Genomic DNA, 20183 nt, shown 5'->3' with positions numbered 1-20183 from the left:
GGCCGTGACGTTGTTACATAATTTGGTATTATCACTCTATTGTGCTTTTTGTTAATGCGGCTTAGCTAAAGTCTGCTTGAGTTCTGCCTCTTTTGCTTTGAGATATATGAGTGATACCGCTTTAGTTGTTCAGGAAGATTTGATTTCTGACCTGAACCAGTTAAAACTACAGTTAGAACAAGCGAAAATGCGCCATCGCAACGCTTCGTTCAAATTTACCAGAGAACAGCGGGTTCTGAAGCGGGTAATTGCTAAACTGAGCGAAACCTGTCTTGGTTACCACGATGAGCTGGATAAATGCGTTTTGACATTAAAAACGGCATTAGAGCAACAGCACGATATCAGTAGGCTACTACCGCATATGGCGGTACTTGAGCGACTGCTCAAAAAAAATACATATAAAATGGAAAAACAGAAAAGTCATCTAGATGAGCGAGTCAGGCAGAGTGGTGAAACTCTGCAACGAATTCCCGGGCTACCCGCCCAGCTCAAACGCGACTTAAGAAATTTACTGAGTTTCCCCTCAATAAAAAACAACAAGCAACTCGATAATGCGATCCGCCTGCTGGGTATCTATGAGCGGGCCATCAAGATTATTATGTCGAACTCGGCACATACCCTAAACCATGGGATGGCCGGTATCAGCAAAGAACTTCAGAACCGGCTTTCCGAAGAGCTTCAGAGCCTGATCAACGAACTCGATTTTTCTGGAGAGTCCGGTGATCTGCTTGCCGATATACGAATCAAACTGCTTTCGGGGATCAATTTTGAAGAGCTGATCGATATCACGCTGCAGATCTTAAAACTGGTGATTCAGGGAACGCACTTTGAGAGGAAAACCTCAGAGCAGTTCCTGAATAATGTCAATGACTCCCTTTCCGGAGCCATAAAAATCAACAATCAGTGTCTGGAGCAAAGTGCTTCTTACGCTGGTCATCGGCGTGAAATGCATCAGGAGCTCACATCTCTGGCCAGCACCAGTCAGGATTATCTGCACAAAGCGACGAGCATAGAAGAAGCCAAAGCTGCGACAAAACCGCTGTTTGAGCAGATCGCAATGCTGACAGAACGACTGCAGCATAACGAACAGAGAGAATTAGCTCTGCTGGATCGGATGCGGTACAGCAAAAATCAGCTTGAAGCTCTGTTTGAACTGACCCATGACTACCGACGCCGACTGGAAGATCAGTCTCAGCGCATGCAACTTGACCCACTAACAAAGGTACTGCACCGCACCGCCTTTATGGAGTATCTGGAAACTGAATACCACCGCTGGATCCGTGCACAGCATCCGCTGCACATTATTCTGCTGGATATGGATAACTTTAAATCCATCAACGACAGTTTTGGCTACTCTGCCGGAGATAAGGCACTGAAAATCATTGCCAGAACCCTGACTAATGTTATGCGTGAACAGGATATTTTGGCTCGTTTCTCCGGGGAAGAATTTATCGCCATTCTTCCGGACATTAACCAACCGACTTGTCAGACCCTGCTGAATACTCTGCAAGGCACCATCAACAAACTGCCATTTAAGTTCAGAGAGCAGAGTATCACTGTCGGCGTATCCATTTCAGCCAGTACGTTTAAAGACTCCGATACACCAGAAGAAGTGATGGAGCGCCTGAACCTCGGCCTGAAAGAGGCCAAACAGAAAGGCTACAATCAGATCGTGTGGAAATAACCCGCAGTAAGGAGTTTTCATGATTACCCATATCAGCCCTGCCGGCAGTATGGATCTACTTTCCCAACTTGAAGTACAGCGCCTGAAAAAAGAAGCCTCCAGTGAACTGTATCAGTTATACCGGAACTGTACCCTTGCCGTGCTTAACTGCGGCAGTCATACCGATAACTCCAATGAATTGCTGGACAAACACCGGGAGTTCGATGTCAACGTCGTCACCCGTGAACGAGGACTTAAACTGGAACTGAGCAACCCGCCTCAGGAAGCGTTTGTCGACGGTAATATCATCAAAGGTATTCAGGAACACCTGTTCTCCGTGATGCGCGATATCATCTATGTCAATATGCGCCTGTCTGAGATGCATACAGAACAGCAGGATGATTCCGCCCATATCACCAACCTGGTCTTTGCGATCCTGCGTAATGCCGGTGCTCTGCATGTCAATATTGAACCGAATCTGGTCGTTTGCTGGGGAGGCCACTCCATTAACCCGGTGGAATATCAGTACACCCGGGAAGTCGGCCATGAACTGGGGCTGAGAGAACTGAATATCTGCACCGGTTGTGGTCCGGGCGCAATGGAAGGCCCGATGAAGGGAGCCGCCATCGGCCATGCCAAACAACGTTTCTACGAACAACGCTATATCGGCCTGACGGAACCGTCCATCATTGCCGCCGAACCACCGAACCCTATCGTCAATGAATTGATCATCATGCCGGACATCGAAAAACGCCTGGAAGCCTTTGTACGCATGGCACACGGTATTGTGATCTTCCCCGGAGGACCGGGAACGGCAGAAGAATTACTCTACCTGCTGGGGATCATGATGCATCCGGACAATGCCGATCAACCAATGCCGATTGTACTCACCGGTCCGGAAGAGAGTGCCGATTACTTCCGCTCTATCGACCAGTTTATTGCCGATACGCTGGGTGATGAAGCCAGAAAGCATTATCAGATCGTGGTCGGCAATCCGGCACTGGCCGCCAGAATCATCAAAGAGGGGCTTCCGGAAGTGCGCGAGCACCGTAAAGCCACTCAGGATGCCTACAGCTATAACTGGTCACTGACCATCGACCCGGTTTTCCAGAAGCCGTTCCAGCCGACACATCAGAACGTAGCAACACTGAATCTGAATATGGGGCAGAAACCAGACATTCTGGCAGCCAACCTGCGTCAGGCATTTTCAGCTATCGTGGCCGGTAATGTAAAGGCCGAAGGGATCAGAGAGATAGAACAGCACGGCCCTTTCCGTATCGACGGCGATCCTGTTTTGATGCAGAAAATGGACCGCCTGCTGAACGACTTCGTCAAACAGCAGCGAATGAAGCTGCCCGGCTCAGAATACGTTCCCTGCTACACCATCGCAGAACGCAGATAATTCCGTTAGAATAAGGGCTTAGTGTTAAGCCCTTATTATGTTGGATCCCTATGTCTGCTATACATCTGGTTATTATCGATGCCCTAAACCTGATCCGTCGCGTTCATTCGGCTCAGCCGGATCCGGCCGATATTCCCCGCACCATAGAAACCACACAGAGAACCCTTAACCGCATCCTTGCTGAATCTCAGCCAACCCATATTATCGCGGTATTTGATCACCACAGTCAGGATCGCGGCTGGCGCGCCGAACTGCTGCCCGACTATAAGCAGAACCGTAAACCCATGCCTGAGCCACTGCTTAACGGCCTGGAGGAGATTCAGGACGCGTGGTGGAAAATGGGGATCGATTCCCTGCTTTCTGAAGGCGACGAAGCGGATGATCTGGTCGCCACTCTGGCCGTTAAGGTAGCCAGTCACGGAGCAAAGGTTACCATCGTCTCCACCGACAAAGGATACTGCCAGCTGTTATCACCGACCCTGCAGATCCGGGACTACTTCCAGCACCGCTGGCTGGATGCCCCTTTTATCGAAAAAGAATTCGGCGTAACGCCTTTACAGCTGACCGATTATTGGGGGCTGACTGGGATCAGTTCCAGTCAGGTGCCGGGTATTCCGGGAATAGGGCCGAAAGCAGCCAAAGCGATCCTGACTCAGTATACCGATATTGAGCAAGCCAATGCAGCAGAGGATCTGGCAGAAAAATACCGTAAGAAGTTTGCAGAACATATAGAAATGGCAAGGATCTGTAAGCAGGTTGCCAGCCTGAAAACGGATATCGAACTGGGGTTTAACCTGCAGGATATCCGGTATATACCGCCGGAACTGATAACAGATTAAGGCGATTTCAGGAACAAATCCCCATTCCCACGCAAAGCATGGGAACACGCAATAACCGGGTTATACTCAAGCAACCTCAGCGGCTTGAGTATATTAATGTGGAGAAATGTTCGACAAACACTGAACATGGACGGTGATCTCCTCACGGTCATGGTACAGATGCTTCGCCTGCAATTTATATTTCACGTCATTATCATTCAGAAAGTATTTCAGATTCTCAATATCTTCCAGCACTTCGTCATAACGGCCTTTCATCGGCAGCTTCAAATTAAAAATAGCTTCTTTAGCCCAGCCACTGATGATCCATTCACCCATCAGCTGTGCCACGCGAGACGGTTTTTCTACCATATCGCACACCAGCCAGGTCACATTCTTTTTGGCCGGTTCGAATTTAAAACCATCTTCCGTATGATGCTTCACCTGACCGGTTTCCATCAGACTATCGGCCATCGCACCATTATCCACAGCATGCACAAACATAGAACGTTTTACCAGCTGATAAGTCCAGCCCCCCGGACAAGCCCCCAGGTCCACGGCCCACATACCGGAGGCCAGACGGGTCTCCCACTCATTTTTCGGGATAAACACGTGAAAGGCTTCTTCCAGTTTCAGGGTAGAACGACTCGGTGCATCTGCCGGGAACTTCAGCCGCGGGATCCCCATAAAGAAAGGCGAGTTATTGTCCGTATACGAATAACCTGCATAACAATGACCCGGAGCAATAAAGCACAAGTGCAATACCGGCTTCTTCGTATTATCCTGAGCAAACAGCAACCCCTTACCACGCAGAGCCTGACGCAGAGGCACGGTAAACTTCCGACAAAATTTCAACAGCTCTTTGGCTTCATTTGTATCAGGAGTTTCTACCCGTAAATCACCACAGCGGGGAAAACCGTCTACCGCCGAAAGAGCCGCCAGAATCGGTGAAATCCGGTCATCTTTCGGCAACGCCGTACACTCCGCCGCAACAGCAAACATCTGCCGGGCAAAAATCAAAGCCTGAAAATCAATCTTCCTGATCAGAACATCCGCATCCCCTTCCTGATAACACTCAAACAGAACGTAGCCAGAATTATTTTTCACCCGAGGAAAGCCATAGATTTCCAGTTGAGTTGCTTTGTCCTGAATTTCACCGGCACACTCTTTTTCAAATCCGGAGCGGCAGTAAAGCATTACGTGTTTCATGGGGTCACCTTATCTGTTCGGGGTGCTGATAATAATAGAATTGCAATCTGAGTCAATAAAGCCAGCTATATCACATCCGGCAGAGCTGACACTTTTCGCTCTTCAGCCGCCTTAGCCAGCATCCAGTCACGAAACGTGGCAATACGCCCTGTCTCCGCCTGTTTATCATGGCATACCACATAAAACGCATTATCGGTCATCAGTACCTGTGAAAAAGGAGAGACCAGACGTCCGGCCTCCATTTCCGGCTGAGCCAGCACATTATTTCCCAGAGCGATACCCTGCCCGTGTATGGCCGCCTGCAATACCATCGTCGAGTGACTGAAAATCGGCCCGTGGTTCACATTAACCCCGTCAATGTCATTCTCTTTGACATACTGTTTCCACTCTTTTCGGGAAGTATCATGCAGCAAGGTATGATGTTTCAGATCCCCTAATGATTCTAATGGTTTCTTCCCCAGCAACAGTTGCGGGGAACAGAGCGGCACCAAAAATTCCTGATACAGCTTATCGGCTTTCAGACCCGGCCAATTGCCTCTGCCATAATAGATGGCAACGTCTACATCATCCGTCAGAGAGCCTTCATCCATATCAACCGCTTTAATCCGCACATCGATATCCGGCTCCTGTTCGTTGAAATCAGCCAGTCTGGGAACCAGCCACTGAATAGCAAAACTGGGCGGTAAACTGATGGTTAACGCGCCTTTTTCACTGCGTTCCAGAACTTTGTCCGTGGCTTCTGCTATTGAAGTAAAGATATCTTTTATATCCAGAAAATAACCCTGCCCCTCTTCCGTCAGTAACAAAGAGCGATTTCTGCGACGAAACAGCTTGAGGCCAAGATATTCTTCCAGTGCTTTTATCTGGTGGCTTACCGCAGCCTGAGTGACAAATAACTCTTCTGCGGCGCGGGTGAAACTCAGGTTCCGGGCTGCAGCCTCAAAAACCTTCAGTGAGTTCAGCGGGGGTAATCGTCTGGACATCTGTATTTCCAAAAATTATAGCATTAGTTTTTTTTATCCGAAACATTATAAATTGTCGATTGTCCAACGGCCAGATAAATTCTATATTTCCCCCCGCAACGCTGGCCTGAACGGCTTGATTTTCCTGAATCAATTGGCTCAGATGTTGCGATGTTGTGTTTGCAAAACTCAATTTTGAGTTAGGTAGTTTTCTACCACCCATGTTCTGCATCATCACCTGATGCATGACATATACTTCCTGTATTATTTTGACCTGTCTGTCAAAACATTCTTGCACTGCCAATTTGGCGGTGCTTTTTTTTATCCGGAAGTTAGTGTTAAAACTGGTAGGCATTCCCACGCAGAATGCGCGGGAATGACGAATGGAGAAAGGGTATTTACGGACGGTATACTTTAACGTTATTAAAACCTTGCTCTTTCAAATACAGTGCCTGCAGACGGCTCATTACACCACGTGAGCAGTACAGCAGATAGGTTTTTGACTGATCCAGATCGCCGAACTTAGTGGCCAGCTTATAGAAAGGCAGGTGCAGCACCTCAACACCGTCGATGTCCAGCGGACGCTCATCTTCCTCATCCGGGCTGCGAATATCCAGTACAATAGCGTGCTCGTGTACTGCATCCACCAGTTCCACTTCCGGCGCTTCCTGTTCACTCTCTTTGCCAATCTCACGGATATCCATAACCCGAGCGTTATATACCACCTGCTCCAGAATAGAAAAATCAAACTTGGCTTCTTCCGCTTCCAGTTTAGCCTTCACCGCTTTTACCGTTGGTTTTCTGGAGATCACACCACAGTATTCCGGCATCGTCTTAGCAAAATCTTCCGTACCGATTTCACGGCACAGATCGATAATATCTTCTTTATCCCAGTTGATCAGAGGGCGTAGGATCAGAGTATCCGTTACACCATCAATATGACGCAGGTTTGTCAGGGTCTGGCTGGAAACCTGTCCCAGCGCTTCACCGGTCACCAATGCCTGAATACCGAATTTCTCAGCCAGCATGCCTCCGGCACGCATAAACATGCGCTTCAGAACGACCCCCATCTGGCCATCATCCACTTTTTCCAGAATCTCAGCGACTACAGGTTCAAAATCAACCGCAATAAACTTCACCTTAGCCGATGAGCCGTAACGCTCCCACAGATAATGCGCAACCTGCTTCACACCGATTTCATGTGCCGGACCACCCAGATTAAAGAAACAGTAATGGGTTTTAGAACCGCGTTTAATGTGCAGATAACTGGAGACACCGGAATCGAAGCCGCCGGAAATCAGACTCAATACATCTTCCTGCGTTCCCAGAGGGAAGCCCCCCAGCCCTTTATGCCGGGCCAGGATCTGATTCAGCTTATCACCGGACACTTCCAGATTGACCGTCACTTCCGGGTTACGCAGCTTCACTTTCGCACTCTCTACGGCCTGATTCAGTCCTCCCCCCACGTACTGCTCAAGTTCGATGGAGGTAAAATCATGCTTACCGCGTCGCTTCACCCGTACCACGAAGGTTTTATTCTCAATCTTACTGCCGCTCAGCGCCAGTACCTGCTCGTAGATATCGTGTTTATCCTTAAACTCAGACTGCTGTACTTCCAGCACATGATGGATCCCCGGAGTACGGGTCATGATCGCCAGTACTTCAGGGTAGTACTGGTCACTCTCAGAGGTCACTTCGATATGATCCCGGCGATTGAATACCGCCACCGACTCGGTTTTATTTTTGATAATGTTACGGATATTACATTCCAGAATTCGGATAAAGCGTTTACGAACCGAATCACTCTTAACAAAAATTTCCGGATGTGGTTTAACGATAAATTTCATGCTGGCTTCGCTGATCTGAGTAGAAAATAAGGCGCAGAATTATACATGATATTCAGTGAGAGAGAAAAGCAGAGAGGTATGAAAGAGGTGAAAAAAGAAAGGGAGAGGCATTACTGCCCCTCACCGACACTGACTTCATCACTAAACTGTGGTTTACCCTGCAGGATACCAATTTCAACCCTGCGGTTACGGGAACGCTCTTCCAGCGTTGTATTCGGATTCAGCGGCTCAGTATCCGCCATACCCCGCACACGCAGCCTCAGGTGGTCAAAGCCTTTTACCTTTTCCATTTCCTGTGCCACGGACACAGCCCGCTGTGAAGAAAGATCCCAGTTGGAACGATACAGTTCCGAATCCAGCATCTGATCATCAGTATGCCCAGAGACACGCACAATTCCCGGGACATCCTTCACCAGATCGGCTATCTGCCGAACCAGAGGGCGGAATTTCGGCTGCAAAAATGCAGAACCGGCCGGAAATGCGCCCTTCTCACGAATACGGATAATGATCTCCTGCCCCAGATTTTCCACTTCAATAGCACCCTGATCAATCTCCCGTTCCAGGGCTTTTTTCAGGCTCTCTTCCAGCGTTTCCATCTCTTCAGACATGGCTTCCGACTGCTGCTGTTCCTGTGGCTCTGTCTGCTCCTGAACCTGCTGTGCCTGCTGTTCTTTATTCATCGTGGTAGAGGTTTCCGGAGAGCGTCCCCCAGCCTGCTTACCATCATCGCGCTGCTTACCACCGGCACTGGAGGATTCCCCTTCGTGAAAATCCAGCGTCTGCTGAGTGATATCGATGGTTTGCTGCATGATCACTTCAATGGGGGTCGGCTCCGGGCGTCCCGGACGAAACTCCTGTGCAATCACACTGGTACCTTTGGGAATGTCTTTAACTTCCAGCTGGTTCTGTACCCCGAAAGCGAATTTCATAGAACCGGCGATCTGCTTAAACTTCAGTACATCCATCTCAGAAAAAGAGAGCAGCAGTACAAAAAAGCACATCAGCAGTGACATCAGATCTGAGAAAGTCCCCATCCACGCCGGAAGACCGGGTGGCGGACATTTGCAATCTTGTTCTTCCATCAGCCGAACTCCTGGTTACTCTTTATCGACATCAAGAGCACGTTTCTTCTCATTCAGGTAATTTTTCAGATAACCGTCAATAACCCGAGGGTTCTGACCGTCCTGAATAGCCAGAACACCATCCATGATCAGACGCCGGTTCAGTTTTTCCTGATCCTTACGCAGCGACAACTTATCGGCTATCGGAAAAAACAGCATGTTTGCCAGCACCGCACCGTACAGAGTTGTTAACAGCGCTACCGCCATCGCCGGTCCGATAGATTTAGGGTCATCCATGTTAGATAACATCGCAACCAGACCAACCAGCGTACCTATCATGCCCATCGCCGGAGCCACATCCGCAAAAGCCCGAAATGCCTCACTGCCCTGACTGTGACGCTCATCGGTTAACGCAATATCTTTTTGCAGAGCGGCACGAACCACTTCAGCATCGTGACCGTCCACCAGCAAATCGATTCCCTTCTGCATAAAACTACTGGAAATCTCCATCTCTTCCAGAGCAAGAAAACCACCTTTACGGGCAGCATCAGCCATCTCTACAATCTTGGCAATCAGCTCTTCCGGATCATCCGTTTTATACATAAAAGCCTTACCGGCTATCTTAAAGGCACCGAAAAACTGACCCAGCGTAAATTTCATCATGACCACACAGGCAGAACCACCAACAACGATCAGTACTGATACCGTATCCATGAACATACCCAGACTGCCGCCGAGTATCATCGCCATGATGACAAATGCGAAACCACCAATTAACCCTATTAATGTCGCTAAATCCACTTTCTCACCTCTTGTGCTGATTTACTGCAATCAGTAGGAATACTCCATCTATCGGCCATAACCTTAGATTTTTTAGCTTATTTTATGGTTATTTGACCGGATATTTGCGGCATCCCTTCACATTTTACCGCATCCTCCCACAGCATAAGCCCTGATACCCGAATTGCCAAGCCACTTCGGGGGAAGGGATATGTACCCATCCCCGTGATTTTTCCTCTATCAAATTTGACCATTCCACCCGCCTGAGGTAACTTGCCAGCACTTTCCTGATATACCCATCGAGAGCAAAATAATCATGGCCGGTAAAAAACCTGAAAACATGTCTTTTGAAGATACACTGCAAGAACTGGATACGCTGGTCAATCAGCTGGAAAATGGTGATCTTGCACTGGAGGACGCACTGAAAAAGTTTGAGCGGGGTATCGGTTTAGCCAGAGCAGGTCAGTCTAAACTCACAGAGGCAGAACAGCGTGTTTCCATTCTGCTGGCAGAAGACGATAATGCAGAACTGACTGAATTCAAAAACGAACTGACCGATGAAGAGTAGTAGTTGATGGTAGCCACCCTAGCCTTTTATCAGGAGCGTAATAATACCCGACTCAGTCACTGGCTGGATACCTTCTCACCGCAGGAACAGCCGTTGATTCAGGCCATGCGCTATGGTCTGTTGCTGGGCGGGAAACGGGTACGTCCCTATCTGGTGTACATTACCGGTGAGATGCTCGGCTGCGCCTTAGAAGAGCTGGATACACCAGCAGCTGCAATTGAATGTATTCATGCCTACTCGCTGATCCATGACGACTTGCCGGCCATGGACGATGATGCACTGCGCCGCGGTCAGCCGACCTGCCACGTGCAGTTTGACGAAGCCACCGCCATCCTGACCGGTGACGCACTGCAAACACTGGCCTTTACCATTCTGGCGGAAGGTTCATTATCCGCAAAGGCTGAGAGTAAACGGGTTACCATGATCCAAATGCTCGCAAAAGCATCCGGTGCGCAGGGGATGTGTCTGGGGCAGGCTCTGGATCTGGACGCAGAAAACCGTACGGTTTCTCTGGCCGGTCTGGAACATATCCACCGGAATAAAACCGGAGCACTGATAAAATGTGCCATTCGTCTGGGAGCACTGGCTGCCGGAGAAAAAGGACTGGAGATTCTTCCGCAACTGGAGCGCTATGCCGATGCCGTGGGACTGGCATTTCAGGTTCAGGATGACATTCTGGATATCGTCAGTGATACAAAAACACTGGGAAAACCGCAGGGCTCTGATGAAGCTCAGCATAAATCAACCTATCCGGCCCTGCTCGGTCTGGAAGGTGCAAAGCAAAAAGCGCATACTCTTTTACTTGAGGCACTTCATGCTTTGGATTCGATCCCTTACAATACACATTTACTTGAAGAGTTCGCCCGATATGTCGTCGAGCGCAAGAATTAACACTATAAGAAAGCGCAATCTATGACTCTTGATATTTCCAAATATCCGACACTGGCTCTTGCTGATACTCCGGATGAATTACGTACCCTGCCCAAAGAGGCACTGCCGGGCTTGTGCAGCGAGCTGCGAACCTACCTGCTGAATTCCGTCAGTCAGTCCAGCGGGCACCTTGCCTCCGGTTTAGGCGTCGTTGAGCTGACCGTTGCGCTTCATTATGTGTATAACACACCATTTGATAAGTTGATCTGGGATGTCGGTCATCAGGCCTATCCGCATAAAATCCTTACCGGACGCCGGGATCAACTGCCGACTATCCGTCAGAAAGACGGCCTGCACCCATTCCCCTGGCGGGAAGAGAGTGAATACGATGTACTCTCTGTCGGCCATTCATCCACATCGATCAGTGCCGCTCTGGGTATGGCGATTTCTGCCGAAAAAGAGGGGTTGGATCGAAAAGTCGTCAGTGTGATCGGCGATGGAGCCATTACCGCCGGCATGGCCTTCGAAGCCATGAACCATGCAGGTGATATCCACCCGGATATGCTGGTGATCCTGAACGATAACGAGATGTCGATCTCTGAAAACGTCGGCGCACTGAATAATCATCTGGCACAGATCCTGTCCGGCAGCCTGTATACCTCTATCCGTGAAGGTGGTAAAAAAGTGCTGTCCGGTGTACCGCCAATCAAAGAACTGGTACGCCGCACCGAAGAACACCTGAAAGGGATGGTCGTACCCGGCACTCTGTTCGAAGAATTCGGCTTTAACTATATCGGTCCGGTAGACGGACACGATGTAAACGAACTGGTGAAAACACTGAAGAACATGCGTAACCTGAAAGGTCCGCAGTTCCTGCACATTATGACCAAAAAAGGGAAAGGTTACGAACCGGCAGAAAAAGATCCAATCGGCTATCACGGCGTCCCCAGATTCGATCCCAAACACAATTGTCTGCCGAAAAGTACCGGCAGTAAACCGAGTTTTTCTCAGGTATTCGGCGATTTTCTCTGTGATATGGCCGCCGATGATCCCAAATTAATGGCGATTACCCCGGCCATGCGAGAAGGCTCCGGCATGGTACGCTTTTCCAGAGAATATCCGGATCAGTATTTTGATGTTGCCATTGCAGAACAACATGCCGTCACCCTGGCAACAGGGATGGCTATTGGCGGCCATCATCCGATTGTTGCTATCTACTCGACATTCCTGCAACGGGGCTATGATCAACTGATCCATGATGTCGCCATTATGGATCTGCCGGTGATGTTTGCCATCGACCGAGCCGGTATTGTCGGTGCCGACGGCCAGACCCATCAGGGCGCTTTCGACCTCAGCTTTATGCGCTGTATCCCGAATATGCTGATTATGGCACCGAGCGATGAGAATGAATGCCGTCAGATGCTGTACACAGGCCATAAGCACACAGGCCCAAGTGCGGTACGCTACCCGCGAGGCTGTGCAACCGGCGCAGAAGTTCAGAAAACCATGACCGCTCTGGAGATTGGTAAAGGCCGCATCGTTCGTCATTCTGTTTCCCCGACAGGAAACACCCGGGTGGCCATTCTCAGCTTCGGAACCCTGCTGGCCAATGCCCTGGAAGCCGCAGAACAACTGGATGCCACCGTTGCGGATATGCGTTTTGTAAAACCGCTGGATGAAACACTTATCCGGGAGCTGGCTGAAAGTCATGATGTATTGGTAACGCTGGAAGAAAACGTGGTAGCCGGCGGTGCAGGCAGCGGCGTTCTCGAATTTATGATGCGGGGCAAACAGATAAAACCGGTACTGACTCTGGGGCTTCCGGACAGTTTTATTCCTCAGGGTTCGCAGGCAGAAATTCAGTCTGTACTCGGACTGGATGCCGCAGGTATAGAAAATGCCATCCGGAACTATTTAAAATAAATACACACATCCTTCCCTTTTCCCACGCGTTGCGTGGGAAAATATCTTTAATTTAAATCACCTGAAAAAACAGAAAAATACTCTATAGCTCCGGATATATTCTGGAGATTTCAAGCTCGCCTGAAACATCACAAATTTACTGAAAAATATTTGTATTTATCCACGATTAGGTCTACTTTTTATTAGCATATGCTTATAAAGAGCACGGTATAAAGGAGTATAAATATATGAGTTGTGACACGGGCTTAACGCCCATTAAAAGTAAAAAACCAGAATCAACAACATCTAATGAACCAACAACGGAGAAGGTTAGCATGAGTTCAACAATGGTTCGCCGCGAAATGCCAGAATTCACAATGGATGCGTTCGACGCAAAAACCGGCCACTTTACAACCGTATCAAGTTCCGATTACAAAGGTAAATGGGCCGTAGTTTGTTTCTATCCGGCTGATTTTACTTTCGTTTGTCCAACAGAAATAGCCGCTATGAACGCCAAATATGATGAATTTCAGGCTCTGAATACTGAAATTCTGGCTGTCTCTGTCGATTCAAAATTCTCACATAAACGCTTTGTTGAAACTGAACCGTTATTAAAAGGATTAAAGTTGACTATCGGTGCTGACTCCAATCAGGAAGTTAGCCGTATGTTTGGTGTGTTAATTGAAGAAGAAGGCGTCGCATTGCGTGGTCGTTTCCTGTTTAATCCAGATGGGATCTGTGTGGCTCAGGAAGTACAGGCAGACTCCGTAGGCCGAAATGTGAATGAGTTCCTGCGTCAGGTTGAAGCATGGCAATACGCAACCAAAACCGGAGAAGTGTGCCCTGCTGGCTGGCGTCCGGGTAAGAAAACATTACCTGTTAATACGGATGCTGAGAAAATGGCTGGTCATGTCGGTGATTACATTACCATCGATGAAATCATGAGTTAATTGCTCGCTTTTATCCCTTATCCTTGGGTTGAAATTCCCACGCGTTGCGTGGGAATTAATCGCTGTAAATTAGATTAGCTTACTGGGGCTTACTTACTGGGAGCTTAAATAAAGCTTACTATTCCCCATAGTACAGCGGCGGCCATGATCCCGGCGAGTATATCATCGGCCATAATGCCCAGACCGCCGTGAACGCGTTTATCTACCCAGCCGATAGGCCAGGGTTTTAGAATATCGAACAGGCGGAATAGTACAAAGCCGGCTATGATCCATGTCCAGTTATAAGGATTCAAATCCAGAGCCGGTATCACCAGCATAGTGATCCAAAGCCCGGCAAACTCATCCCAGACAATCGAGCCATGGTCATGCACGCCCATTGCATCAGAGGCTTTCTGACAGATTTTCACCCCGATGATACAGGTAAAGACCACCGCTGCGATATAAGCCGGCAGAGGTAACTGTACCAGTAAAAGGTAACACGGAATGGCTGCCAGTGTGCCGAATGTTCCCGGAGCAAATGGCGACAAACCACTGCCGAAACCGGTCGCCAGCAGGTGCCAGCCATTAGACATTGAAAGTTTTTCCAGCGGATTACTCATGCCTGTCCCTCAAAGTGATCATACCCGTGTAGCTGCCATTTTGCCTGCTGCTCTTCACTCAGTCTATTGCCGTCTTTCAGCAGTTCAAACGTTCCTTCGGCACGGATCTGTCCGATACAGGTAAGCGGTGTTCCGGTGTGTGCCAACGTACTTTCCAGCATACCACGGAATGCTTCCGGAATCGTAAAGCAAAGCTCGTACTCCTCCCCGCTGGTCAGTGCCAGTTGTTGTGCTTTTTCCGTGCTGCCGCAAAAGGCAATCAAGGGTTCAGAAAGTGGCAGTGCATCAATATCCACACAAGCTCCTACAGCAGAACGCTTGAGGATATGCTGCAGATCAGCCAACAGACCATCTGAGATGTCCACACAGGCAGAAGCCAGGTTCAGCAGCGCCTGACCCGCCAGGATCCGGGGCGTTGTATGATAGTGACGCTCTTCCAATTTATCGGCAAACGGTTTATCCCGGCATACCGGATCCAGTATCACCGCTAACCCGGCTTTACTCTCCCCCAGATTACCCGTGACATAAATCCAGTCACCAATTTTAGCCCCATCCCGGCACAACGCCCTATCCTGCGGCACAAATCCCTGTACCGTCAGAGTAATACTCAGAGGCCCCTTGGTAGTATCTCCGCCAATCAGTTGAACGCTGTAATAATCGGCCAGAGCAAAGAATGCATCGGTAAACGATTTCAGCCATGCTTCATCCGCTTCCGGCATAGTCAAAGCCATAGAAACCCAGGCAGGTGTCGCCCCCATTGCAGCCAGATCACTCAGATTAGAGACCAGAGCCTTATGCGCCACCCATTCCGGCTTTGTATCCGGCAGAAAATGGGTGCCAGCCACCAATGTATCAGTGCTGACAGCGATGCGTACATTATCCGGACAGCGTACCAGCGCACAGTCATCGCCCTGAGCCAGATCAACATCTTTACGCTGCTGCTGACGGTTGGAAAGGTATTTTTCGATCAGGTTAAATTCACCGGACATATGGATTCTTTTCTTGCTATGCCATTCTGATAAAGTTTCTGCCTATCTGAATGGATATGATGAAACAAAAAAGGTCAGCAAATGCCGACCTTTTCTACTCGTAATTCAATTATTTTTTACGCACATGGGGTGCGGCTTTATCCAGCACACCGTTAACGAATTTATGGCTGTCTTCGGCGGCAAAAACTTTAGCCAGCTCGATAGCTTCGTTAATAACAACCTTATAAGGCACATCGTCACGGCGAGTCATTTCATACATCGCCATACGCAGCAGTGCCAGCTCCATCATATCCAGATCCTGCATCGGACGGGACAGATAAGGACGCAGCTTGCTGTCCAGATCAGTGTGGCTTAATACGACACCGCTCAGCAGGTCACGAAAATAATCTACATCGGTTTCTGGTGCAGCAAGAGAAGGTTCTGTCGCATGATGCTCTTCTTCATCATACTTACCACCAGACAAAAACTGCTGTTCGATAGTAGCAACATTTTCTTTAGTAATTTGCCATGAATAAATTGCTTGCAGAGCAAATTGACGTGCATTACGACGTGCGGCTGGTTTCACACTGGCCCCCATTAGGAATCGATTTCAGAAAGAACGTTGATCATCTCAAGTGCGCTTAGTGCAGCCTCTGCACCTTTATTACCAGCCTTGGTTCCTGCGCGTTCGATAGCTTGATCTATGGTATCTACAGTCAGAACACCAAATGCAACCGGAAGACTGTATTCCAGAGACACCTGAGCCAGACCTTTATTCATTTCACTGCAAACATAGTCAAAATGAGGCGTACCACCACGGATAACCGTCCCCAGAGAAACGATAGCATCAAACTTTTCAGTCTTCGCTACACGCTGAGCCACCAGAGGTAACTCAACCGCACCGGGACAACGCACCACTGTGATGTTATCTTCAGCAACCTGACCGTGACGTTTCAGGGTATCGATCGCACCGGACAGCAGACTTTCGTTAATAAAACTGTTAAAACGAGAAATAACGATCGCAATCTTTGCGTTTGGTGCCGGGTAACCACCTTCTATCACTTGCATAAGCTTTCCTTATAACTATGTTCACTCAGTGAGAATCGCCGGATTCTAGCACAATTCTGTGAGCGATATCTAGAAAAGAATCGGCTGACACCGGCGCTGAAATACGAGCAGTAACGGAGATACTGGTCGCTATTCGCTGATATATTCCACTACATCCAGACCGAAACCAGACAAGGCATGATAACGTTTAGAAGCAGAAGAAAGCAGCTTCATGCGTTTAACGCCCAGATCAGCCAGGATCTGTGAGCCGACACCAACACGACGGGAAGTCCCCTGCTTTTTCGCCATTGCCGGAGCGTCACCTTTATCCTGCTGTTCAAACGTTTTGACCCGGTGAATAAGCAGCTCTGAGGACTCTTCATTACCCAGGATCACCATAACGCCACCTTCGCTGCCGATACGCTGCATGGCGGTATCCAGTGTCCAGCTGCGATCAGCATTACGATTAGAACGCAGCACATCAGAGAACACATCATGCAGATGTACACGTACCAGACAAGGTTCATCGGTGATCTCACCTTTACGTAGCGCATAATGAATCTGGTTATCGATGGTATCGCGATAAGTCACCAGATCAAATTCGCCGAATTCGGTCGGCAGTTTACATTCAGCTACCCGCTCAATGGTGGTTTCTGTGTTATTGCGGTACTCGATCAGATCAGCAATAGTACCCAGTTTGATACCGTGTTCTTCAGCAAACCGTTCCAGATCCGGACGACGTGCCATAGTCCCATCGTCGTTAAGCACTTCAACAATCACCGATGCCGGTTCCAGACCAGCCAGACGAGCCAGATCGCAGCCCGCTTCGGTATGTCCGGCACGGGTCAGTACCCCGCCATCCTGCGCCGTCAGCGGGAAAATATGTCCCGGCTGAACCAGATCCGATGCTTTTGCATCTTTCGCAACAGCCGCCAGTACGGTTTTCGCACGATCAGCCGCAGAGATACCGGTCGTCACCCCTTCAGCGGCTTCGATGGACACAGTGAACGCCGTACTGAACTGGGCATTATTGTCCTGCACCATCGGAGGCAGACCCAGAGTTTCACAACGCGCTCTGGTCATGGTCAGGCAGATGAGTCCCCGCCCGTATTTCGCCATAAAGTTAATCGCTTCCGGAGTGGCCTTTTCGGCAGCCATGATGATGTCGCCTTCGTTTTCACGATCTTCGTCATCCATCAGAATGACCATTTTACCCAAACGGATATCTTCAATAATTTCCTGCGGCGTGCTGATTGACATGGCGTCTGTTTCCTGTTGTTGGCAGCATGAACCGTTTCGTCTATGCGAAACCATTCTGCTGTAAAAATTCCATTGTAAGTCTGGATTCCGGTTCAGCGCTTGTCTGCCCCTGCAGCAAACGCTCGAGATAACGAGCCAGAACGTCGACCTCCAGATTCACTTTGCGTCCGACCTGAAATGCATCCATGGTCGTTTCTTCTGAAGTGTGCGGCACAATAGTCAGTTTAAACGCATTCTTGCGCAGACCATTCACCGTCAGGCTGATCCCATCTACCGTTACAGAGCCTTTCTGTGCCACATAACGTGACAGTTCTTGCGGCATTTGTACCCAGAATTCGATAGCCCGGCCAACCGGATTGCGCTCAATAATTTCACCAACGCCATCCACATGACCGGAAACGATATGGCCACCGAAACGGGTTGTCGGTAGCATAGCCTTTTCCAGATTGACCTTATCTCCTACCTTATATTGGGTGAACCCGGTCATTTTCAAGGTTTCGAGAGAAAGATCCGCCGTATAACGGTTTGCTCCATAGTCCACCACAGTCAGACACACACCGTTAGTGGCAATACTGTCCCCCAGTTTAACATCCGACATATCCAGCTTGCCGGTTTCAACGGTAATAGAGACATCTTCACCTTTCGGTGTAATGGCAGTAAGCGTACCTACTGCTTCAATAATTCCTGTAAACATAACTTAGTCTTTCTTTATCTGTGCGGTGATCCGCATATCGGAACCCACCATTCTGACATCGCTGAGCACCAGATCGACTGCCTGCTCCATCCGCTCCAGTCCGAGCAGATTAACGACACCCCGCCCGTCGGCACCCATCAGTTTAGGAGCCAGATAGAGGATCAATTCATCCACCAGCTCCTGCTCTATAAGCGCTGCCGCCAGTGTTGCTCCGGCCTCGACCCAGATATGGTTGATATTATGCACCTGTGCCAGTTGCTGTAACAGATCATGCAAATCCAGCCGGCCATCAGCTGAAAGAGAGACCAGCAGCGAGCTTTGTCCCTGAGCAGAAACCGTCACCACCTCGCCGCCATCCTGATACAGACGCAGCTCCGGTGTGAGCTGATGCTGCCGGTCCAGAATCACGCGCACAGGCTGGCGGAGCGCTTGCCCGGCATAGTGCTGTTGCAACGCTTCAGGCAGATCATCCCGGCGCACCGCCAGAGACGCATTATCATCCACCACGGTTCTGGCGGTAGACAGAATTGCGCCGGCTCTGGCTCGGTATGCCTGCACATCCTGCCGGGCTTCCGGTGAAGTAATCCACTGGGAAACACCGTTTTTCAGTGCTGTTCTGCCGTCCAGACTGGCCGCCATTTTCAGCTGTACATACGGCATACCCGTCTGCATCCGCTTGATAAATGCCGGATTCAACGCCCGCGAATCCTGTTCCAGTAAACCGACCTGCACGTCGATCCCTGCCTCTCTCAGCATGCGGATGCCACGTCCGGATACCTGAGGATTAGGATCCTGCATAGCACACACCACCCGAGCCACCTGAGCCTTGATCAGGGCTTCGGCACAAGGCGGGGTTCGGCCATAATGGGAACAGGGTTCCAGTGTCACATAAACCGTCGCACCGGCTGTTTTTCCGGCAGCAGCGCGCAAGGCATGCACTTCTGCGTGGGGTTCACCGGCACGGTAATGCAATCCTTCCCCGACAATCTCTCCCTCCCGGGTGATCACACAACCGACATTCGGATTCGGTGCCGTTGTATAAATCCCCTTCCGGGCAAGCTTAATGGCCCGCGCCATCATCCGGTGATCAAAAGTGCTGAACTGAGGCTGCTGGTTTTCCATCATTCTCCCTTAGTCCTCCAGTTTGGCTATCTCTTCACCAAACTCCCGGATATCTTCAAATGAACGGTAAACCGAAGCAAAACGGATATAAGCAACCTTATCCAGCTCTTTTAGCTGATCCATCACCAGATTACCGATCATCTCACTGGGTACTTCTCGTTCACCGGTTGCCCGCAACTGAGATTTAATATGGCTGATAGCCAGTTCAATCGCATCGGCACTCACCGGACGTTTTTCCAGTGCGCGGTGCATCCCACCCGCCATTTTGTCTTCATTAAACGGTTCCCGGCTGCCGTTGGATTTTATCACCTTAGGCATCACCAGTTCCGCCATTTCAAAGGTGGTAAAACGCTCATTACAAGCCAGACACTGCCGGCGACGGCGCACCTGATGACCATCGGCAACCAGCCGTGAATCGATTACCTTGGTGTCTTTTTCAGAACAAAATGGACAATGCATGTCAC

General features: G+C 49.5%; 21 protein-coding genes. 7 read left to right on the top strand and 14 right to left on the bottom strand.

From position 1 onward, the window contains the following. The first annotated feature begins 106 nt into the window (after positions 1-106). From CSW98_RS09910 to xni, 3 genes are read left to right on the top strand one after another with little or no spacing between them, the layout of a single operon-like run. Positions 107-1684, top strand: a complete 1578-nt coding sequence (locus tag CSW98_RS09910; RefSeq protein WP_100800324.1) for a GGDEF domain-containing protein — start codon at positions 107-109, stop codon at positions 1682-1684. A 19-nt stretch (positions 1685-1703) separates the two neighbouring features. Beyond that, positions 1704-3065 carry a nucleotide 5'-monophosphate nucleosidase PpnN gene (gene ppnN / locus CSW98_RS09905; protein ID WP_100800323.1) on the top strand — a complete coding sequence of 454 codons (1362 nt, stop codon included), beginning with the start codon at positions 1704-1706 and terminating at the stop codon, positions 3063-3065. Between the two features lie 50 nt (positions 3066-3115). Beyond that, complete coding sequence (gene xni, locus CSW98_RS09900; RefSeq protein ID WP_100800322.1) at positions 3116-3904, top strand: flap endonuclease Xni; 789 nt, start codon at positions 3116-3118, stop codon at positions 3902-3904. A gap of 93 nt (positions 3905-3997) precedes the next feature. Here xni and rlmM read toward each other — a convergent pair whose 3' ends face one another. The 6 genes from rlmM to pomA all read right to left on the bottom strand — a co-directional run bounded on the left by rlmM (position 3998) and on the right by pomA (position 9760). Beyond that, positions 3998-5089, bottom strand: coding sequence for a 23S rRNA (cytidine(2498)-2'-O)-methyltransferase RlmM (gene rlmM / locus CSW98_RS09895; protein ID WP_100800321.1), 1092 nt, complete (start codon positions 5087-5089; stop codon positions 3998-4000). A gap of 65 nt (positions 5090-5154) precedes the next feature. Next, the gene (locus CSW98_RS09890; protein ID WP_100800320.1) at positions 5155-6072 is read right to left on the bottom strand and encodes a transcriptional regulator GcvA; all 918 of its coding nucleotides are present in this window, start codon (positions 6070-6072) and stop codon (positions 5155-5157) included. Next, on the bottom strand, positions 6029-6298 hold the full coding sequence (locus tag CSW98_RS09885; RefSeq protein ID WP_157810381.1) for a hypothetical protein: 270 nt from the start codon (positions 6296-6298) through the stop codon (positions 6029-6031). Before CSW98_RS09885 ends, CSW98_RS09890 begins: the two co-directional genes overlap by 44 nt. A 151-nt stretch (positions 6299-6449) precedes the next feature. Beyond that, positions 6450-7898, bottom strand: a complete 1449-nt coding sequence (gene thiI / locus CSW98_RS09880; RefSeq protein ID WP_100800318.1) for a tRNA uracil 4-sulfurtransferase ThiI — start codon at positions 7896-7898, stop codon at positions 6450-6452. Positions 7899-8008: 110 nt separating this feature from the next. Beyond that, positions 8009-8983 carry a flagellar motor protein MotB gene (locus CSW98_RS09875; protein ID WP_100800317.1) on the bottom strand — a complete coding sequence of 325 codons (975 nt, stop codon included), beginning with the start codon at positions 8981-8983 and terminating at the stop codon, positions 8009-8011. Between the two features lie 12 nt (positions 8984-8995). Continuing rightward, positions 8996-9760 (bottom strand): flagellar motor protein PomA, encoded by a 765-nt coding sequence (pomA, locus tag CSW98_RS09870; RefSeq protein ID WP_100800316.1) that lies wholly within the window; start codon positions 9758-9760, stop codon positions 8996-8998. 295 nt (positions 9761-10055) lie between these two features. Between pomA and xseB the strand changes: the two genes are divergently transcribed. The 4 genes from xseB (at position 10056) to CSW98_RS09850 (ending at position 14029) form a co-directional block, all read left to right on the top strand. Next, positions 10056-10307: an exodeoxyribonuclease VII small subunit gene (gene xseB / locus CSW98_RS09865; RefSeq protein WP_100800315.1), complete on the top strand. Its 252-nt coding sequence runs from the start codon at positions 10056-10058 to the stop codon at positions 10305-10307. 6 nt (positions 10308-10313) lie between these two features. Continuing rightward, entirely contained in the window at positions 10314-11198 is an 885-nt protein-coding gene (ispA, locus tag CSW98_RS09860; RefSeq protein WP_100800314.1) for a (2E,6E)-farnesyl diphosphate synthase, read from the top strand. A gap of 21 nt (positions 11199-11219) precedes the next feature. Next, positions 11220-13100, top strand: a complete 1881-nt coding sequence (gene dxs, locus CSW98_RS09855) for a 1-deoxy-D-xylulose-5-phosphate synthase (protein ID WP_100800313.1) — start codon at positions 11220-11222, stop codon at positions 13098-13100. A gap of 314 nt (positions 13101-13414) precedes the next feature. Then, positions 13415-14029, top strand: a complete 615-nt coding sequence (locus CSW98_RS09850; RefSeq protein ID WP_198517322.1) for a peroxiredoxin — start codon at positions 13415-13417, stop codon at positions 14027-14029. 104 nt (positions 14030-14133) lie between these two features. On the opposite strand, the gene pgpA is transcribed toward CSW98_RS09850, so the two are convergent. From pgpA to nrdR, 8 genes are all read right to left on the bottom strand, one after another. After that, positions 14134-14628 (bottom strand): phosphatidylglycerophosphatase A, encoded by a 495-nt coding sequence (pgpA, locus tag CSW98_RS09845; RefSeq protein WP_100800311.1) that lies wholly within the window; start codon positions 14626-14628, stop codon positions 14134-14136. After that, on the bottom strand, positions 14625-15617 hold the full coding sequence (thiL, locus tag CSW98_RS09840) for a thiamine-phosphate kinase (RefSeq protein WP_100800310.1): 993 nt from the start codon (positions 15615-15617) through the stop codon (positions 14625-14627). Before thiL ends, pgpA begins: the two co-directional genes overlap by 4 nt. A 109-nt stretch (positions 15618-15726) precedes the next feature. Next, entirely contained in the window at positions 15727-16194 is a 468-nt protein-coding gene (gene nusB / locus CSW98_RS09835) for a transcription antitermination factor NusB (RefSeq protein ID WP_100800309.1), read from the bottom strand. After that, positions 16194-16664, bottom strand: a complete 471-nt coding sequence (gene ribH / locus CSW98_RS09830) for a 6,7-dimethyl-8-ribityllumazine synthase (RefSeq protein ID WP_100800308.1) — start codon at positions 16662-16664, stop codon at positions 16194-16196. Before ribH ends, nusB begins: the two co-directional genes overlap by 1 nt. Positions 16665-16793: 129 nt before the next feature. Further along, positions 16794-17903: a bifunctional 3,4-dihydroxy-2-butanone-4-phosphate synthase/GTP cyclohydrolase II gene (gene ribBA, locus CSW98_RS09825; RefSeq protein ID WP_100800307.1), complete on the bottom strand. Its 1110-nt coding sequence runs from the start codon at positions 17901-17903 to the stop codon at positions 16794-16796. A gap of 40 nt (positions 17904-17943) precedes the next feature. Then, the gene (locus CSW98_RS09820) at positions 17944-18597 is read right to left on the bottom strand and encodes a riboflavin synthase (protein ID WP_100800306.1); all 654 of its coding nucleotides are present in this window, start codon (positions 18595-18597) and stop codon (positions 17944-17946) included. Between the two features lie 3 nt (positions 18598-18600). Further along, a complete protein-coding gene (gene ribD, locus CSW98_RS09815; RefSeq protein ID WP_100800305.1) occupies positions 18601-19719 on the bottom strand; it encodes a bifunctional diaminohydroxyphosphoribosylaminopyrimidine deaminase/5-amino-6-(5-phosphoribosylamino)uracil reductase RibD in 1119 nt (372 codons plus the stop codon). Positions 19720-19728: 9 nt separating this feature from the next. Next, entirely contained in the window at positions 19729-20178 is a 450-nt protein-coding gene (gene nrdR, locus CSW98_RS09810; protein ID WP_100800304.1) for a transcriptional regulator NrdR, read from the bottom strand. Positions 20179-20183 lie beyond the last annotated feature (5 nt).

The organism is Vibrio sp. HA2012, from assembly GCF_002812955.1.
Taxonomy (GTDB): domain Bacteria; phylum Pseudomonadota; class Gammaproteobacteria; order Enterobacterales; family Vibrionaceae; genus Vibrio.
Note: the sequence above shows the minus strand (reverse complement) of the source record. Positions and strands in the feature narration are given on the sequence as shown.